This is a genomic window from Pantoea sp. NPDC088449 (assembly GCF_044753225.1).
In the GTDB taxonomy this organism is placed as follows: Bacteria; Pseudomonadota; Gammaproteobacteria; order Enterobacterales; family Enterobacteriaceae; genus Pantoea; species Pantoea floridensis.
In genome coordinates, this window is record NZ_JBIVMT010000001.1 from 1,413,309 (window position 1) to 1,426,900 (window position 13,592).

16 protein-coding genes are annotated in these 13,592 nt (G+C 51.8%); 5 read left to right on the forward strand and 11 right to left on the reverse strand.

The window, feature by feature from the left end; genetic code table 11:
- Window position 1 precedes the first annotated feature (1 nt).
- Window positions 2-649 carry a metallophosphoesterase gene (locus ACIP6T_RS06695; protein WP_097097705.1) on the reverse strand — a complete coding sequence of 216 codons (648 nt, stop codon included), beginning with the start codon at window positions 647-649 and terminating at the stop codon, window positions 2-4.
- 255 nt (window positions 650-904) lie between these two features.
- On the opposite strand from ACIP6T_RS06695, the gene ACIP6T_RS06700 reads away from it, so the two are divergent.
- Both ACIP6T_RS06700 and ACIP6T_RS06705 read left to right on the forward strand, forming a co-directional pair.
- On the forward strand, window positions 905-1,636 hold the full coding sequence (locus ACIP6T_RS06700) for a class I SAM-dependent methyltransferase (protein ID WP_400456052.1): 732 nt from the start codon (window positions 905-907) through the stop codon (window positions 1,634-1,636).
- Between the two features lie 256 nt (window positions 1,637-1,892).
- The gene (locus tag ACIP6T_RS06705; RefSeq protein ID WP_400456054.1) at window positions 1,893-2,174 is read left to right on the forward strand and encodes a DUF6388 family protein; all 282 of its coding nucleotides are present in this window, start codon (window positions 1,893-1,895) and stop codon (window positions 2,172-2,174) included.
- A gap of 48 nt (window positions 2,175-2,222) precedes the next feature.
- Here the strand turns inward: ACIP6T_RS06705 and ACIP6T_RS06710 are convergent, their stop codons facing one another.
- The 6 genes from ACIP6T_RS06710 to copC all read right to left on the reverse strand — a co-directional run bounded on the left by ACIP6T_RS06710 (window position 2,223) and on the right by copC (window position 5,788).
- Window positions 2,223-2,390 carry a hypothetical protein gene (locus ACIP6T_RS06710; protein WP_400456055.1) on the reverse strand — a complete coding sequence of 56 codons (168 nt, stop codon included), beginning with the start codon at window positions 2,388-2,390 and terminating at the stop codon, window positions 2,223-2,225.
- Between the two features lie 330 nt (window positions 2,391-2,720).
- The gene (locus ACIP6T_RS06715; RefSeq protein WP_097097704.1) at window positions 2,721-2,864 is read right to left on the reverse strand and encodes a cold-shock protein; all 144 of its coding nucleotides are present in this window, start codon (window positions 2,862-2,864) and stop codon (window positions 2,721-2,723) included.
- Between the two features lie 2 nt (window positions 2,865-2,866).
- The gene (locus tag ACIP6T_RS06720) at window positions 2,867-3,079 is read right to left on the reverse strand and encodes a cold-shock protein (protein WP_007889586.1); all 213 of its coding nucleotides are present in this window, start codon (window positions 3,077-3,079) and stop codon (window positions 2,867-2,869) included.
- A gap of 1,065 nt (window positions 3,080-4,144) precedes the next feature.
- The gene (locus tag ACIP6T_RS06725) at window positions 4,145-4,492 is read right to left on the reverse strand and encodes a DUF2511 domain-containing protein (protein WP_176519220.1); all 348 of its coding nucleotides are present in this window, start codon (window positions 4,490-4,492) and stop codon (window positions 4,145-4,147) included.
- A 33-nt stretch (window positions 4,493-4,525) separates the two neighbouring features.
- On the reverse strand, window positions 4,526-5,407 hold the full coding sequence (copD, locus tag ACIP6T_RS06730; RefSeq protein WP_400456058.1) for a copper homeostasis membrane protein CopD: 882 nt from the start codon (window positions 5,405-5,407) through the stop codon (window positions 4,526-4,528).
- 3 nt (window positions 5,408-5,410) lie between these two features.
- Window positions 5,411-5,788, reverse strand: a complete 378-nt coding sequence (gene copC / locus ACIP6T_RS06735; RefSeq protein WP_400456060.1) for a copper homeostasis periplasmic binding protein CopC — start codon at window positions 5,786-5,788, stop codon at window positions 5,411-5,413.
- Between the two features lie 153 nt (window positions 5,789-5,941).
- Here copC and ACIP6T_RS06740 point away from each other — a divergent pair, with 153 nt between their 5' ends.
- Together ACIP6T_RS06740 and exoX are read left to right on the forward strand one after the other, a co-directional pair.
- Window positions 5,942-6,172, forward strand: a complete 231-nt coding sequence (locus ACIP6T_RS06740; protein WP_400456062.1) for a DNA polymerase III subunit theta — start codon at window positions 5,942-5,944, stop codon at window positions 6,170-6,172.
- Window positions 6,173-6,175: 3 nt separating this feature from the next.
- Window positions 6,176-6,844, forward strand: a complete 669-nt coding sequence (gene exoX / locus ACIP6T_RS06745; protein WP_097097084.1) for an exodeoxyribonuclease X — start codon at window positions 6,176-6,178, stop codon at window positions 6,842-6,844.
- On the opposite strand, the gene ACIP6T_RS06750 is transcribed toward exoX, so the two are convergent.
- Both ACIP6T_RS06750 and ACIP6T_RS06755 read right to left on the reverse strand, forming a co-directional pair.
- The gene (locus tag ACIP6T_RS06750) at window positions 6,838-8,901 is read right to left on the reverse strand and encodes a prolyl oligopeptidase family serine peptidase (RefSeq protein ID WP_400456064.1); all 2,064 of its coding nucleotides are present in this window, start codon (window positions 8,899-8,901) and stop codon (window positions 6,838-6,840) included. The genes exoX and ACIP6T_RS06750 overlap by 7 nt on opposite strands.
- A gap of 125 nt (window positions 8,902-9,026) precedes the next feature.
- Window positions 9,027-9,668 (reverse strand): DUF533 domain-containing protein, encoded by a 642-nt coding sequence (locus ACIP6T_RS06755; protein ID WP_345829491.1) that lies wholly within the window; start codon window positions 9,666-9,668, stop codon window positions 9,027-9,029.
- A gap of 161 nt (window positions 9,669-9,829) precedes the next feature.
- Here ACIP6T_RS06755 and purT point away from each other — a divergent pair, with 161 nt between their 5' ends.
- The gene (gene purT, locus ACIP6T_RS06760) at window positions 9,830-11,008 is read left to right on the forward strand and encodes a formate-dependent phosphoribosylglycinamide formyltransferase (RefSeq protein ID WP_400456066.1); all 1,179 of its coding nucleotides are present in this window, start codon (window positions 9,830-9,832) and stop codon (window positions 11,006-11,008) included.
- Window positions 11,009-11,198: 190 nt separating this feature from the next.
- Here the strand turns inward: purT and ACIP6T_RS06765 are convergent, their stop codons facing one another.
- Together ACIP6T_RS06765 and zwf are read right to left on the reverse strand one after the other, a co-directional pair.
- Window positions 11,199-11,840, reverse strand: a complete 642-nt coding sequence (locus ACIP6T_RS06765; protein ID WP_400456068.1) for a bifunctional 4-hydroxy-2-oxoglutarate aldolase/2-dehydro-3-deoxy-phosphogluconate aldolase — start codon at window positions 11,838-11,840, stop codon at window positions 11,199-11,201.
- Between the two features lie 187 nt (window positions 11,841-12,027).
- On the reverse strand, window positions 12,028-13,503 hold the full coding sequence (zwf, locus tag ACIP6T_RS06770; RefSeq protein WP_097097079.1) for a glucose-6-phosphate dehydrogenase: 1,476 nt from the start codon (window positions 13,501-13,503) through the stop codon (window positions 12,028-12,030).
- Window positions 13,504-13,592: the final 89 nt, after the last annotated feature.

Genomic DNA, 13,592 nt, shown 5'->3' on the forward strand with positions numbered 1-13,592 from the left:
GTTATTGCAGCTGTACTAGCGTGAGGTGATTACCAAATACCGCGCCGGTATCGATATAGTGCTGATTTGCGATGTTTAGCGGCTGTTCCAGTGGCGTGTGGCCGAAATAAAAGTCGCTGGCACCATCAATGTTGGCAGAACGTCCGCGCTGATGGTGCCCCAAGCGTTCCCGGCTCCATACCACCTGTTGCCAATCAACATCCTGCCCTAGCACATAGTGACTGGCAGGATAATCAGCATGCGCAATCACTACAACGCGATGCCCCAAATCCAGATGCAGAATGAGGGGTAATTCGGCGCAGCGCTTCAATGCATGTCTCGCCGCAATTAAGCTGGCTCCCTTCAACTGCCAAAACCAGTCACCGCCGTTCATCATCCATAACGTCTGATCTTTTCCTTCCAGGGCCGCGAGCGCCATCTGCTCATGGTTACCCCGCACGCAGCGAAACCACGGCTCCTGCAGCAGCTGTAAACAGCCCGGGCTATCTGGCCCACGATCGATCAAATCGCCAACCGAAAGTAAGAGATCCTGCTGCTTATCAAAATCGCGCTGCAGAAGCTGTGCATCAAGTTGGGCGCGGCAACCGTGTAAATCGCCTACCACCCAAATTTTTCGCCACATTTGGGCACGTATCGTTTGATAAAGCATGTAATCTTCCCCGGTTGAATGGAAGTTTAGTGAACCCGGAATAAAGTATAGTCCGGTGAGGTTTGCCAGCGGAGGGAACAGCATGAGCGGCCGTAAACAATTCATTGGTGTATTAGTTGTCATCTTTATCGGTAGCCTGCTGCTGCTGGAGTCACTCGCTCGTTTGGTGCATTTGTTACTGGTGGGATAGTTACCTGACTTTACATTCATCCCCAAACGCCTAAACTCCTTTGCGCATCATATAAAGGAGCTTTTATGAGCCAGAATATTTACGACGATCCTGATTTTTTTGCCGGTTATGCCACTCTGCCCCGTTCCGTTCACGGATTAGAAGGCGCGCCAGAATGGCCAGCCTTACGCGCTATGCTTCCCGATTTACTTGATAAGCACATTCTTGATTTAGGCTGCGGCTATGGTTGGTTTTGCCGCTATGCACAACAGCAAGGCGCGCGTGACGTGCTGGGGCTGGATGTTTCAGAGAAAATGCTGGAAAAAGCCGCGAAGATGACGCAGGGAGCCGGCATTCGCTATCAGCGCGCCGATCTGGAAACGCTGCAGCTCAGTGAAACCTTCGATCTCGCCTATAGCTCCCTTGCCCTGCATTACCTCATCAACATTGATGCGCTTTTCGCCACGCTTTTTAATGCATTAGCGCCGGACGGAATGTTGGTGTTTTCATGTGAGCACCCGATTTATACCGCGCCAACGCAACAGCAATGGATTTTGGATGACAAGCAGCAGCGCAGCTGGCCGGTAAACCACTATCAGCAGGAAGGAGAACGCATTAGCAACTGGTTTGCCGATGGCGTAAAAAAACAGCACCGCAAACTGGCGACCTGGGTTAATGCGCTGATTGGCGCAGGATTTGAAATCGTTCACCTTGATGAATGGGGGCCGAGCGACGAGCAGTTACAACAGAATCCCGCACTGGCAGAAGAGCGCGATCGTCCCATGATGTTTTTACTGGCAGCACGAAAACCTCGCTAAACTTCAACCGTGGCTGCATCCTGCAGCCCCGTTGAAATCCCTTCCGGCGCTTATCTCCGGCGCTCATTAAAGGCGTTAGCTCTGTGAGGGACGGCAGCTACTTTAGGTGTTCAAACGCATTCAAACAAGTTAAATGATATTAACTATCATTATCATCTTCGTGTTTTGTTAGATGCACTAACAGGCATCTTCAGCCACATCATTTTTATGGCCTTTGCTAGACTTTCGGGACGGTAATTTCTTAAGGAGTGAGCCAATGAAAGACTATTATAAGATCGACCTGGAAGCCTTTATGCAAAATAACGCGGATTTGATCCACACGATAAAAAGTAAAGCCCCTGTTTACGCCGATGAGTTAGGACTGGAAGTTGTTCAATATATTAATCGGGAAATAAAACAAGCGCACCTTGATTATATCGAAAGTTTAGGTGTAAAGGATCCGTATGAATATTATATATCGCAGCATGAATCTGACCGTTATCTGGCAGACCAACTTATTGCGCAACACCGCGCCACTCTGCACCCTTCCACTTCATAACTGAGGTCAATTGCCACACGCTAAGTGTGGCAAATAGCGGCTACCGCGTTAACGGGTGATAAATAAAATAGCCAGCAGGAAGAAGGCTAATAAACCTGAGAATGTCATTACGCCGATACGCGGCGTTTTTGCCCGACCAACAACGACACCAATAAAGATGCAAAGCAAAGTTAATGTGCCAATCATTACCCAGAGAAGATATTGTGTGTTTGCCATGAAAGATCCTTATTAGCCGACCATAAAACGGATGCGCCAACGTTATACCATTTTTCAGACATGTTGACTGCAGCTATTTGCCCGCACTGTTCATGCTGCCAATATCACTAATGTCGATAATTGTGTGACCATGCGCTAGCATCCAACTTTCGCTGCTAACCGTAATGGTCAGGCTAAACAGTGCGCAATCATGCCAAAGACGACGCGGGGATTGGTTCATAAACGGGGATTTTTTACATAAAAAAAGCACTGCATAAGCAGTGCTAGTGATGCTGGTATCAGGCAATCGCCTGATAACCCCTACTAAAAGTCAGGGGAGAATATCCGTTATTATGCAGCTTTCAACACAATCATTGATGATTTGCAGAAAATGCATTTAGCACCATGGGGATTCATTTTAGTAATATCGAACGCTGAGGTGCGATATTGTGAACCCTGGCAATGCGGACATCTTAAACGATGATAAATGCGAATAATTACAGACCTAATACGTTTGTTGCTGACGGGCCTTTTGGACCATCTTCAACTGAAAACTCAACACGCTGACCTTCATCAAGTGAGCGATAATCAGTACCCTGGATGGCTGAGAAGTGGACGAAAACGTCCTTGCTGCCATTTTCAGGAGAAATAAAGCCGAAGCCTTTTTCAGAGTTGAACCATTTTACCGTTCCAAGAATTTTATTAGACATAATTTTTACCTTTTAAATGAGCCTATTGGCGTTAAGGGCCGAGTTGCAGATACGAATCAGAACTTAGGATAAGACTCAAGAGAAAGGGCTTGAAGCGGCACTAACTGGGATGAGAAATACAATGGGAACTAACCTTCTAACTGTCTGCTATTCAGACCGACGAAGCATTAACGCATGTATCCTCAGCACAAGCAAGCGGAAATATTTTATATTTTTGCTTAGAGCAAAAAAGCGGCTACGTTTTGCATGCAAATTTTGTGCGGAAAAATGAATTCAAATGCTTCCCCGCTCAACAGGCGAATACATCTAGCAAAATATTCGTTCATTGAGCCCGCTAGCTATCCACGATATTAAATAAGTTTACTAAAACGGATACCGGTTACGGCTTAGTCTGCGTGGATTGACGGTACCTTCAAGTGATAAAACCCACCGATAGGTGGGTTTTATTGTCAGTCAGGCTGCTTATCTCCTGACTCAGGGGCTAAGCTCTCGTCGTCCTTGTCGTGCTCATCTTGTTTAGCCTTAGAATCATCGTCAAGCTCATCAGCTTCAATCGGTCGGTCAGACATATCTCCTCCTTATGTTGCTCTGAGATTTAAGTGTAGAAGGCTGTTTGAAGGTAAGCCTAGCGCATCAGGCAAATGGTTAACAAAAGTCAAAACCATAAGCGCTGATCATCTGTCGGATCTTGTGGGGAGATGAAATAAAAAATTAGCGAAGAAGTGAGTGTGGAAACCCTCACGTGGCCTAGGTTACGTGAGGGTTTAGACCGGATATCAGATATACGGACATTTTGTTTTTATCGTTATAAATCAAATGCACAAAAAAAGACCGAATACGATTCCTATATTCGGTCCAGGGAAATGGCTCTTTGAGAGCCGTGCGCTAAAAGTTGGCATTTTTGCAGGCGAGGACGCCTTGCCATTTAAAGGTAGACCACGAGTGATTAATTTCCAGCCAATCGTCACGATTGGTAAGGAAAGCTGTCAACTCTGTGATCGTGCTGACAGAACGGGAGAACAAGCGCAGCGACAAAACTGTGCGCTACGCCTGATAAAGAAAGGATTACTTACCGCACAGCTGCTGAGCACGATCGACAATCGGCTGCAGGCTCATTTTCTGCCCCGGGTGCGCTTTATCGTCAGCAACAATGGTATCAATGGATTGCAGCGTACCTTGTCCAGCAGTTTTGCGCGCATAGGCAATATCGTTAAGCGGATACTGCAACAGCGTGCTGGGGTTAATAGCGAATAGTGCACCATCTTTTTCACACGTGAGCATCACTTCTTCGCGGGTAAACGGCCATTTATCTTTACCAATCTCAAAGCGGCTGACGGTAATAATCTGTGCAGCCATCGCCTGGCCACACAGCGCCATCAATACGCCAGCTGGAATCAATTTCTTCAGCAAAATATCAACCTCGTTTCATCTTCTTTAATTACACATTCAGGCCGGTGACAGCGTGGCGAACACGCTCACTAACCCGATAACGCCCATTGCCAGCAGCAGTTCAAGCTGCGTCAGGCGGATAAACAGCGGTGATGCATCACTGGTTGCGAGGCGAAAACGCGGAACCAAAAGATAACGGTTAACCAGCGCGATCAAAACCATCAGCATCACCAGCAAGACTTTCGCCACCAATAGCTCGCTCCATAGCGTGGCTTGCCAATTCAGCGGTGAACCTGCAATCAACAAACTATTCATAATGCCGGTGAGCAGCGCCAGCGCCACCGCAAGGTGCCCGTAGCGCGAAAAACGCATCATGCAGCGGATTGCATCGCGGCGAAATGCAGTGTGCCGAGCGTCTCGCATCAGCAGTAACAAAGGCACTAAACCCCCAGCCCAGAATGCGGCGGCAATCAGATGCAGCGCGTGGTTAGCCTGCTGTAGCACCCCAGCCCAACTATCGCGCATTGCCGCATGGCCCACACCGGCTAAAGCGATAAGCTGCAATAGGCTACTGAGCAATAGCATCTTCTGGCGAAGCGTGCCTCTAAGCAGTAATGACAGTGCGCTGAGCAGTGCGAAGCCAATTTCCCAACGCCAAATCACGCCAAAGCGCGTTTGTAGCACTGCTTGCCATGTGTCAGGATCGCTGATGTTACGCCAATCGCCGCTCATTAAGCCGGTTTGCGTCGCCAGCATCAGCACGCTGCTAAGCAAACTCAGTACCGCACTGCTCGCTAATATCAACCCTAAATGCTGCGCCAGCAAAGAGCGATAGCGTAGCGGTGCCAGCAGAGCGGTATAAAACGCGCTGCCGGCAAGCAACAAGAGCGCCATAAAATGCAGCGCCCGCAAGCTTATCCACAGCGTGGTCAAACTCATCAATTACTTCACGCTGAAGCTATAGCTGCCTTTGGTTTTATGGCCATCGACAGACAGCACATGCCAGTTAACCTGATAGCTACCTGACGGCAGCGGTTGGGCGATCGGTACAATCAGCTGATCATGCTGCTTATCATTGAGTTTGGCTTTTTCCACTGCAACCGGCTGATGCTGCGCGTTAAGCACTTCCACGCCGCTAAAGGCCACTTCAACATCTTCGGTAAAGGTCAGCGTCAGATTCTGTGGGGAGCTATTAACCACGGCTTTATCCGCCGGGACCGGGGTTTTAAGATGAGCATGAGCCAGCGCAAACTGACTAATGGTGAGCGTTGATGACGCCAGCAACAGCGCCATAACACGGCTTAACGCGGTTTTCTTCATCACTTCTTCCCTTTTAAGTGCGGCAACACACCGCAAACGTGGCAGCAGGATACGCCGCCGATCTGCAGGTGTCGAGACTTGCGGTGCGATCCAATCTCCTTGATCCAGCGCGGCGAAACCATTACTTTTGCCCCTGTTTATCAGGAGAAATACATGAGCCAAAACCTTGCCCTGCTCTCGCAGGAAGAGAAAGATAAAGTGAATGTCGATCTGGCTGCCGCAGGCGTCGCATTTAAAGAGCGCTACAATATGCCGGTGGTTGCCGAAATGGTGGAGCGCGAGCAACCCGAAGCGCTGCGTGAATGGTTTCGTCAACGTCTAATGCACTATCGCCAGGCCTCGCTCAGCTTGTCACGCCTGCCCTACGAACCTAAGCAGAAGTAATCTATGTTACGTGTTATTGATACCGAAACCTGTGGCTTACAGGGTGGCGTGGTTGAAGTGGCATCGGTTGATGTCATTAACGGCCAAATCGTTAATCCAATGAGTGATTTGATCTGTCCGGATCGCCCGATCGGGCGCCAGGCCATGGCGGTGCATCGCATCACTGAAGCGATGGTGGTTGGCAAGCCTACCATTGAAGAAGCGATTGGCCGCTATCACGGCGCTGCACATTACGTGGCGCACAATGCCAGTTTTGATCGCCGCATGCTGCCAACCATGCCAGGCGAATGGATCTGCACCATGACGCTGGCACGTCAGCTGTGGCCGGGGATAAAATACGGTAATCAGGCGCTGCGTCATAGCCTGAAGCTTGACGTGACGCCACCCGCAGATCTGCATGCGCACCGCGCGTTGTATGATTGCTATGTTACCGCCGCGCTACTGATCCGCATTATGGAAACGTCTGGCTGGAATGCCGAGCAGATGGCGAACTTGTGCCAGCCGGCAGCCGTAAGTGGTGATGTGTTCCCGTTCGGAAAATATCGCGGGCAGAGTATCGGCAGCATCGCGCGCAAAGATCCGGGCTATCTGCGCTGGGTGCTGGAAAATGTACGCGATTTGCGCCCACCATTACGGCAGGCGCTGCGCAAGTACGTGAAAAGCGATCAGTAATCGGCGCGGTCTGGCAAGCTACCCTGTGCCAGGCCAATCAGGAAAGTAAACTCCTGCGCCACACCTTCATAAGCTTTGAAACGGCCCGATTTCCCGCCGTGACCCGAATCCATCTCGGTACACAGCAGCAGCAGTGAGTCATTGGTTTTAAGCTCACGCATCTTCGCTACCCACTTGGCGGGTTCCCAATACTGTACCTGCGAATCGTGCAGGCCGGTGGTAACCAGCAGATGCGGATAGGCTTTAGCCTCAATATTGTCATACGGGCTGTATTGAAGGATGTAATGGTAAAATTCTGCCTGCTCGGGATTGCCCCACTCGTCGTATTCACCGGTGGTGAGGGGAATCGAAGGATCAAGCATTGTGGTGACCACATCCACAAACGGCACCTGCGCCACCACGCCATGGAACAGATCGGGTGCCATGTTCACCACCCCGCCCATCAATAATCCACCCGCGCTGCCGCCCATCGCATAGAGTCGCTGTGGATTACCATAGCCTTTCGCCACCAGCGCTTCGGTAACATCAATGAAATCGGTGAAGCTGTTCAGCTTGTTCTTCAGCCGGCCGCCGTCATACCACTGTTGACCGAGTTCACCGCCGCCGCGCACATGAATGATGGCGTAAACGAAGCCGCGCTCCAGCAGGCTAATACGGCTGGTGCCAAAACTGGCATCCATACTGCTGCCATAGGCACCGTAACCGTAAACCAGCAGCGGATTGTTGCCACGCTGAAAATGTTTACGGTGATAGACCAGTGAAACCGGAACTTCCGTACCATCGCGTACCGTAATCCACAAATGTTCGCTTTTATAATCCTCAGATTTGAAGCCCGGCACCGGCGTCCTCTTCAGCACGCGGCGATCGCCCGTTTCCATATTGAGCTCAAAAAGTGTGGTCGGCATCGTCATCGAGGAATAGCCGTAGCGCAGCGTGTCACTTTCCGGGGAAGGGTTATAGGCAAGCCAGGTAACATAGGCTGGATCGTCAAAAGCGATCCCAAAGCTCTCCCCGCTTTCCCAGTTGATCTGGCGCAAGGTGTTAACGCCGTGCTGCCGCTCTTCCACGACCAGCCAATGGCGGAATAACTGGAAATCTTCCAACACCACGTGGTCCCGCGCGGGAATTAACGATTGCCAGCGTGCTTCCGCCAGCCAGGCGCTGCGATAGAGACCGAAGTTTTTGCCGTCGCGATTTGAACGGATATAAAACTGGTGGTTGTAGTGATCGATGCTGTATTCGTGGTCGCGTCGACGCGGACAGAACGTCTGCGGCTGCGCATCTGGATATTCCGCGTCGATCAGCAGAATCTCACTGGTTGTGGTGCTGTACAGAGCAATCAGGATGAAATGTTCCGAGGTGGTTTTGTGCACGCTGAGATGGAAGGTATCGTCCTTCTCCTCATACACCAGCTGATCGTCAGACTGCGGGTGTCCTAGCTCGTGGCGCCATACCTGATAGGCCAGCAGCGTTTTAGGATGTTTGCGCACGTAATAAAGCGTGCGGGAATCATTGGCCCAGGCAACGCTGGATGACGCGTTGTTCAGCACTTCCGGATACCAGCTACCGCTGGCAAGATTGCGGAAACGAATGCCGTATTGGCGACGTGAAAGGAAATCTTCTGCCAATGCCATCACTTGATTGTCCGGCGTGATGGCCAGCGCGCCCATGGTGTAGAAATCGCTGTGGGCGGCACGCTGGTTGCCATCAAGCAGCAGCTGCCACGGCTCATCAGCGGGCGCCTCAATCGGCTGACGGAAATAGGCCGGATATTCGTTGCCGACTTCATAACGGCTTTGATAGCGATAACCATTTTTCACATAGGGTACTGAGTGATCCTGCGGCGGAATGCGATCAACGATCTCTTTCAATACCCGATCTTGTAATGGACTCTGCGACGCCATCATCGCCCGTCCATAATCATTTTCAGCATGCAGGTGAGCCAGCACGTCCGGATTTTCGCGTTCGTCATCGCGCAACCAATGATAATTATCGGTACGCGTGTCGCCATGCAGATTCATTACGTGAGGGATTTTTTTCGCGTATGGCTGCTTCATAAAACTCTTCTCCCTGAAGGACAATATCCAGCAAGCGTGGCACTAATCACGCACGATGCCAAGCTGCTTGCAGATTTTGCCACCCAGGAAGAAGCGAAAGCCGCGCATGCAGCCTTCGCGCAGAATTATGCCGCTTTTTCAGCCTCAATATCGCGTTGAATGCCATCGCGGACATCCTGAGGGATTTTTAACGCATCGCCCAGCGCGGAGAGATAGCTGCGCTCCATAAAGTGGTCAACATCTATTGCCGCACAGCTAAGGAAATAGAGTTCCAGCGCTTCTTCTTCATTTTTCACATCTGCCGCCAACCAATTGGGATCGAGTGGACGATTCATCGCCTGCTGAATCAGCGCCTCAGCCTGTGCGCCATACCCCGCTTGATGAATGTTCTGCTCAATCGCCGCACGTTCACGATCGTCGATGTGCCCATCACTCTTCGCCGCGAAGACCAGCGCCGTCACTAAGCGCTCTGCACGCTGATCCATTGGCGTTTGTAGCTGGCCAAATCCCGCGTCGTCCTGATGCGTTTCACGCACGCGCTGCTTATATTTGTTCCACAGCAGAGCCCCGGCCGCCGCGCCGCCGCCCACCAGTAACGCTTTGCCACCATATTTAGTCAGTAGCTTGCGCGTCGATTTGCTGCCGACCAGCAATCCCGCCAATCCGCCCAAAGCGCCGGGTGCCAGCATATCGCTTAAGCCGCCGGATTTTCCGTCTCCACCCTTTTTCGCCAACACCGATTGAATTTGCTGCAGCCAATTGCTCATCGTTTAACTCCTGTTTAAGTTTTCGCTCTCCATGCTGCCGCAGCTTGTGTCAGATAACGTCAGAGCGGGAAAAGTATGGCAAACCTGATGATGGCGAAAGCGTGAGTACGCAAACGTTTTCGTTTATACTGCGCGCGCATTTTGACTGCTAAGGTGAAATTATGACAACTCTCGGAACCGCGCTGCGCCCTGCCGCCACGCGTGTCATGCTGTTAGGTTCAGGTGAATTAGGCAAAGAGGTGGCGCTGGAGTGCCAACGTCTCGGTGTAGAAGTGATCGCAGTGGATCGTTATGCCGATGCGCCCGCCATGCACGTTGCGCATCGTAGCCACGTGATCAATATGCTGGATGGCGAGGCGCTTGCCGCGTTAATCGCCCAGGAAAAGCCGCATTTTGTGGTGCCTGAAATTGAGGCGATCGCTACCGAAAAATTGCTGGAACTGGAAGCGCAGGGCCAGAAAGTGGTGCCGACGGCCCGCGCCGCACGCCTGACCATGAATCGCGAAGGTATTCGCCGTTTGGCAGCGGAAGAGCTGTCTCTGCCAACCTCGTCGTATCAGTTTGCCGACAGTAAAGAGAACTTTGTCGCCGCCGCCCACGCGATTGGATTCCCGTGCATCGTAAAACCGGTGATGAGCTCCTCCGGTAAAGGCCAGAGTTTCATCCGTGAAGCCAGTCAGCTGGACAAAGCCTGGGATTATGCGCAGCAAGGCGGACGTGCCGGTGCCGGTCGCGTAATCGTTGAAGGTGTGGTGAAGTTTGATTTTGAAATCACCCTGCTTACCATTAGCGCGGTTGACGGCATCCATTTCTGCGCCCCGATTGGTCACCGCCAGGAAGATGGCGATTACCGTGAATCCTGGCAGCCGCAGCAGATGAGCGAGCTGGCGCTTCAACGCGCGCAGGATATTGCTGCTAATGTGGTGAAAGCGCTCGGTGGCTATGGTCTGTTTGGCGTAGAGCTGTTTGTGTGTGGTGATGAAGTGGTGTTCAGTGAAGTATCACCGCGTCCGCATGACACCGGCATGGTGACGCTGATTTCACAAGATCTGTCGGAGTTCGCACTGCATGTCCGCGCCTTCCTTGGCTTGCCGATTGGCGGTATTCGTCAATATGGCCCAGCCGCTTCGGCGGTGATCTTGCCAGAGCTCAACAGCCACAACGTGCAGTTCGTCAATATCGAAGCCGCGCTGGGTGCAGGCTTGCAGCTGCGTCTGTTTGGTAAGCCGGAAATTGCAGGTCAGCGTCGTTTGGGCGTTGCGTTAGCAACCGGTGAAACCACCGATGAGGCGATTGCGCGTGCTGTAGCCAGTGCAGCTGCGGTGAAAGTTGAAGGGTAAGTGAGTTCAAGAGGTCGCCATGAATGGCGTAATGCCGCTCTCTTAAGCAAAAAAAGGCCTCTTTGTGCAGGTGCGCATAAATGCGCACCCTACGAAAACCCGGCTATATCCACGTAGAGTCACCATTCATGGTGAGCGATTCATGCTCAACTGATGGGCACTACGCCATTTATGGGACCCTACAAACCCGTTACGCGCGTGCCCCTTCAACCGCTTCACGCGCCAGACGCGTAATGCGATCCCAGTCGCCGGTTTCCAACGCATCATTGGGTACCAGCCATGAACCCCCAATGCACAGCACGCTTTTCAGGGCCAGGTATTCACGATAATTTGCCGGAGAGATGCCGCCCGTCGGGCAGAAACGCACCTGTGGGAAGGGTCCACCAATCGCCGACAGCGCTTTTACGCCGCCGTTGGCTTCAGCCGGGAAAAATTTGAACTCGCGCAGACCATAATCCATACCGGTCATCAGTTCAGATACCGTACTGATCCCCGGAATCAAAGGTACCGGGCCTTCAACTGCCGCTTTCAGTAGGGACTCTGTTAATCCTGGGCTGATAACAAATTGTGCACCGGCATCTGTGACTTCTTTCAACTGCTGTGTATTAATCACCGTGCCTGCCCCAACAATCGCTTCCGGCACTTCTTTAATCATGGCGCGCAGTGCATCCATTGCTACCGGCGTACGCAGCGTCACTTCCAGCACGCGCACACCGCCCGCAACCAGCGCTTTCGCCATCGGCACCGCATGTTCCAGTTTGTTCACCACAATGACCGGCACAACCGGGCCAGTTTTCAGGATCTGTTCTGCACTTGTTTTCCAGTTCTTCATCACGTTTCCTTAGTTGCATCAGCCCGGCGCGCAGCCACGCTGTCAATAATTGGGACCTACCATACAAGATTGGCTGGAGCGGCGTCTATCGGATATCAATTTTTTTTGAAACCCGGGTTCACTTTTCAGATAAAGGAATTTTCGGCAAAAAAAAGCCCGCACATTCGGCGGGCTTAGCAACGCGTGATTATTCGAACTCGTTCCAGGAACGGCCATCGCGCGTAATCATTGCGACAGAAGCCACCGGCCCCCAGGTGCCAGCCTGATACGGCTTCGGCGCTTCGGCATCGGCGTTCCAGGCATCAATGATGGAATCCACCCAGCCCCAGGCGGCCTCTACTTCGTCACGACGCACAAACAGCGCCTGAATGCCGCGCATGGTTTCCAGCAGCAGACGCTCGTAAGCATCGGCCAGATGCGACTGGTTGAAAGTTTCTGAATAGCTCAGATCCAGCTTGGTGGTTTGCAGCTTATGTTTGTGATCGAGTCCCGGCACTTTATTCAGGATTTCGATATCCACACCTTCGTCCGGCTGCAGACGAATGGTTAATTTGTTCTGTGGCAGTTCGGCATAAGAGTCTTTGAACAGGTTCATCTCTGGGTTCTTGAAGTAGACCACCACTTCAGAACATTTGGTCGGCAAACGCTTGCCGGTACGCAGATAGAACGGCACGCCAGCCCAACGCCAGTTATCGATATCGACGCGGATGGCGACAAAGCTTTCCGTGGCGCTCTGCTTATTGGCGCCCTCTTCTTCCAGGTAGCCCGGCACTTTTTTACCCTGCACAAAGCCCGCGGTGTATTGGCCACGCACGGTTTTCTCGCGCACGTTAGTCTGATCAATACGACGCAGGGAACGCAGCACTTTCACTTTCTCATCACGGATGGCATCCGCGCTGAGATCCGACGGCGGCGACATGGCGATCATCGTCAGGATCTGCAACAGGTGGTTCTGGATCATGTCGCGCATCTGGCCGGCTTTGTCGAAATAACCCCAGCGGCCTTCAATGCCCACTTCTTCTGCCACGGTAATCTGCACATGATCGATAGTGCGATTGTCCCAGTTGTTAACAAAAATCGAGTTAGCGAAACGCAGCGCCAGCAGATTAAGCACCGTCTCTTTACCGAGATAGTGGTCAATACGGAAGACCTGGCTCTCTTCAAAGTATTTGCCGACGCTGTCATTGATCTCTTGCGAGGTTTCCAGTGAGGTGCCAAGCGGCTTTTCCATCACCACGCGTGCCGGTTTGGCGTTCAGCTTCGCGGCGCCCAAACCGTCACAAATTGCGCCGAAGGTGCTTGGCGGCATGGCGAAATAGTTGATGGTGACACGATTTTTCTGGTCAAGCATTTTGCCCAGTTTGGTGAAATGCGAGGTGTCATTAACGTCGAGGTTACAAAAATCGAGACGGCTGCTGAGTGTGTCCCACAGCGCTTCGTCGATTTTCTCTTTCATGAAGGTTTCCAGCGCTTCACGAACCACTTTGGTGTACGCATCCTTGTCCCAATCCGCGCGGCCTACGCCAATAATGCGAGTGGTTTCATGAATCTGACCGGCTTTTTCCAGCTGATACAGTGATGGCAACAGTTTACGGCGAGCAAGATCGCCTTTGGCACCGAAAATCACCAGATCGCATGCCTGGGCTGTTTGTGTAACCGCCATTTTCCTCTCCTCGTTGCAGGATATACCCGGCTTGAGCGTTCTCATCACGCCAGGTCCTTATTGTAATTTTCTTACAGCACAATGTACGT

Excerpts from the sequence above, each read along its gene's own strand:
- ACIP6T_RS06755 (WP_345829491.1), bottom strand. The coding sequence starts at position 9,668 with ATGAGCAATTGGCTGCAGCAAATTCAATCGGTGTTGGCGAAAAAGGGT.
- ACIP6T_RS06705 (WP_400456054.1), top strand. The coding sequence starts at position 1,893 with ATGAAAGACTATTATAAGATCGACCTGGAAGCCTTTATGCAAAATAAC.
- purT (WP_400456066.1), top strand. The coding sequence starts at position 9,830 with ATGACAACTCTCGGAACCGCGCTGCGCCCTGCCGCCACGCGTGTCATG.
- copD (WP_400456058.1), bottom strand. The coding sequence starts at position 5,407 with ATGAGTTTGACCACGCTGTGGATAAGCTTGCGGGCGCTGCATTTTATG.
- copC (WP_400456060.1), bottom strand. The coding sequence starts at position 5,788 with ATGAAGAAAACCGCGTTAAGCCGTGTTATGGCGCTGTTGCTGGCGTCA.
- exoX (WP_097097084.1), top strand. The coding sequence starts at position 6,176 with ATGTTACGTGTTATTGATACCGAAACCTGTGGCTTACAGGGTGGCGTG.
- ACIP6T_RS06710 (WP_400456055.1), bottom strand. The coding sequence starts at position 2,390 with ATGGCAAACACACAATATCTTCTCTGGGTAATGATTGGCACATTAACT.
- ACIP6T_RS06700 (WP_400456052.1), top strand. The coding sequence starts at position 905 with ATGAGCCAGAATATTTACGACGATCCTGATTTTTTTGCCGGTTATGCC.
- ACIP6T_RS06695 (WP_097097705.1), bottom strand. The coding sequence starts at position 649 with ATGCTTTATCAAACGATACGTGCCCAAATGTGGCGAAAAATTTGGGTG.
- ACIP6T_RS06750 (WP_400456064.1), bottom strand. The coding sequence starts at position 8,901 with ATGAAGCAGCCATACGCGAAAAAAATCCCTCACGTAATGAATCTGCAT.
- ACIP6T_RS06720 (WP_007889586.1), bottom strand. The coding sequence starts at position 3,079 with ATGTCTAATAAAATTCTTGGAACGGTAAAATGGTTCAACTCTGAAAAA.
- zwf (WP_097097079.1), bottom strand. The coding sequence starts at position 13,503 with ATGGCGGTTACACAAACAGCCCAGGCATGCGATCTGGTGATTTTCGGT.
- ACIP6T_RS06765 (WP_400456068.1), bottom strand. The coding sequence starts at position 11,840 with ATGAAGAACTGGAAAACAAGTGCAGAACAGATCCTGAAAACTGGCCCG.
- ACIP6T_RS06740 (WP_400456062.1), top strand. The coding sequence starts at position 5,942 with ATGAGCCAAAACCTTGCCCTGCTCTCGCAGGAAGAGAAAGATAAAGTG.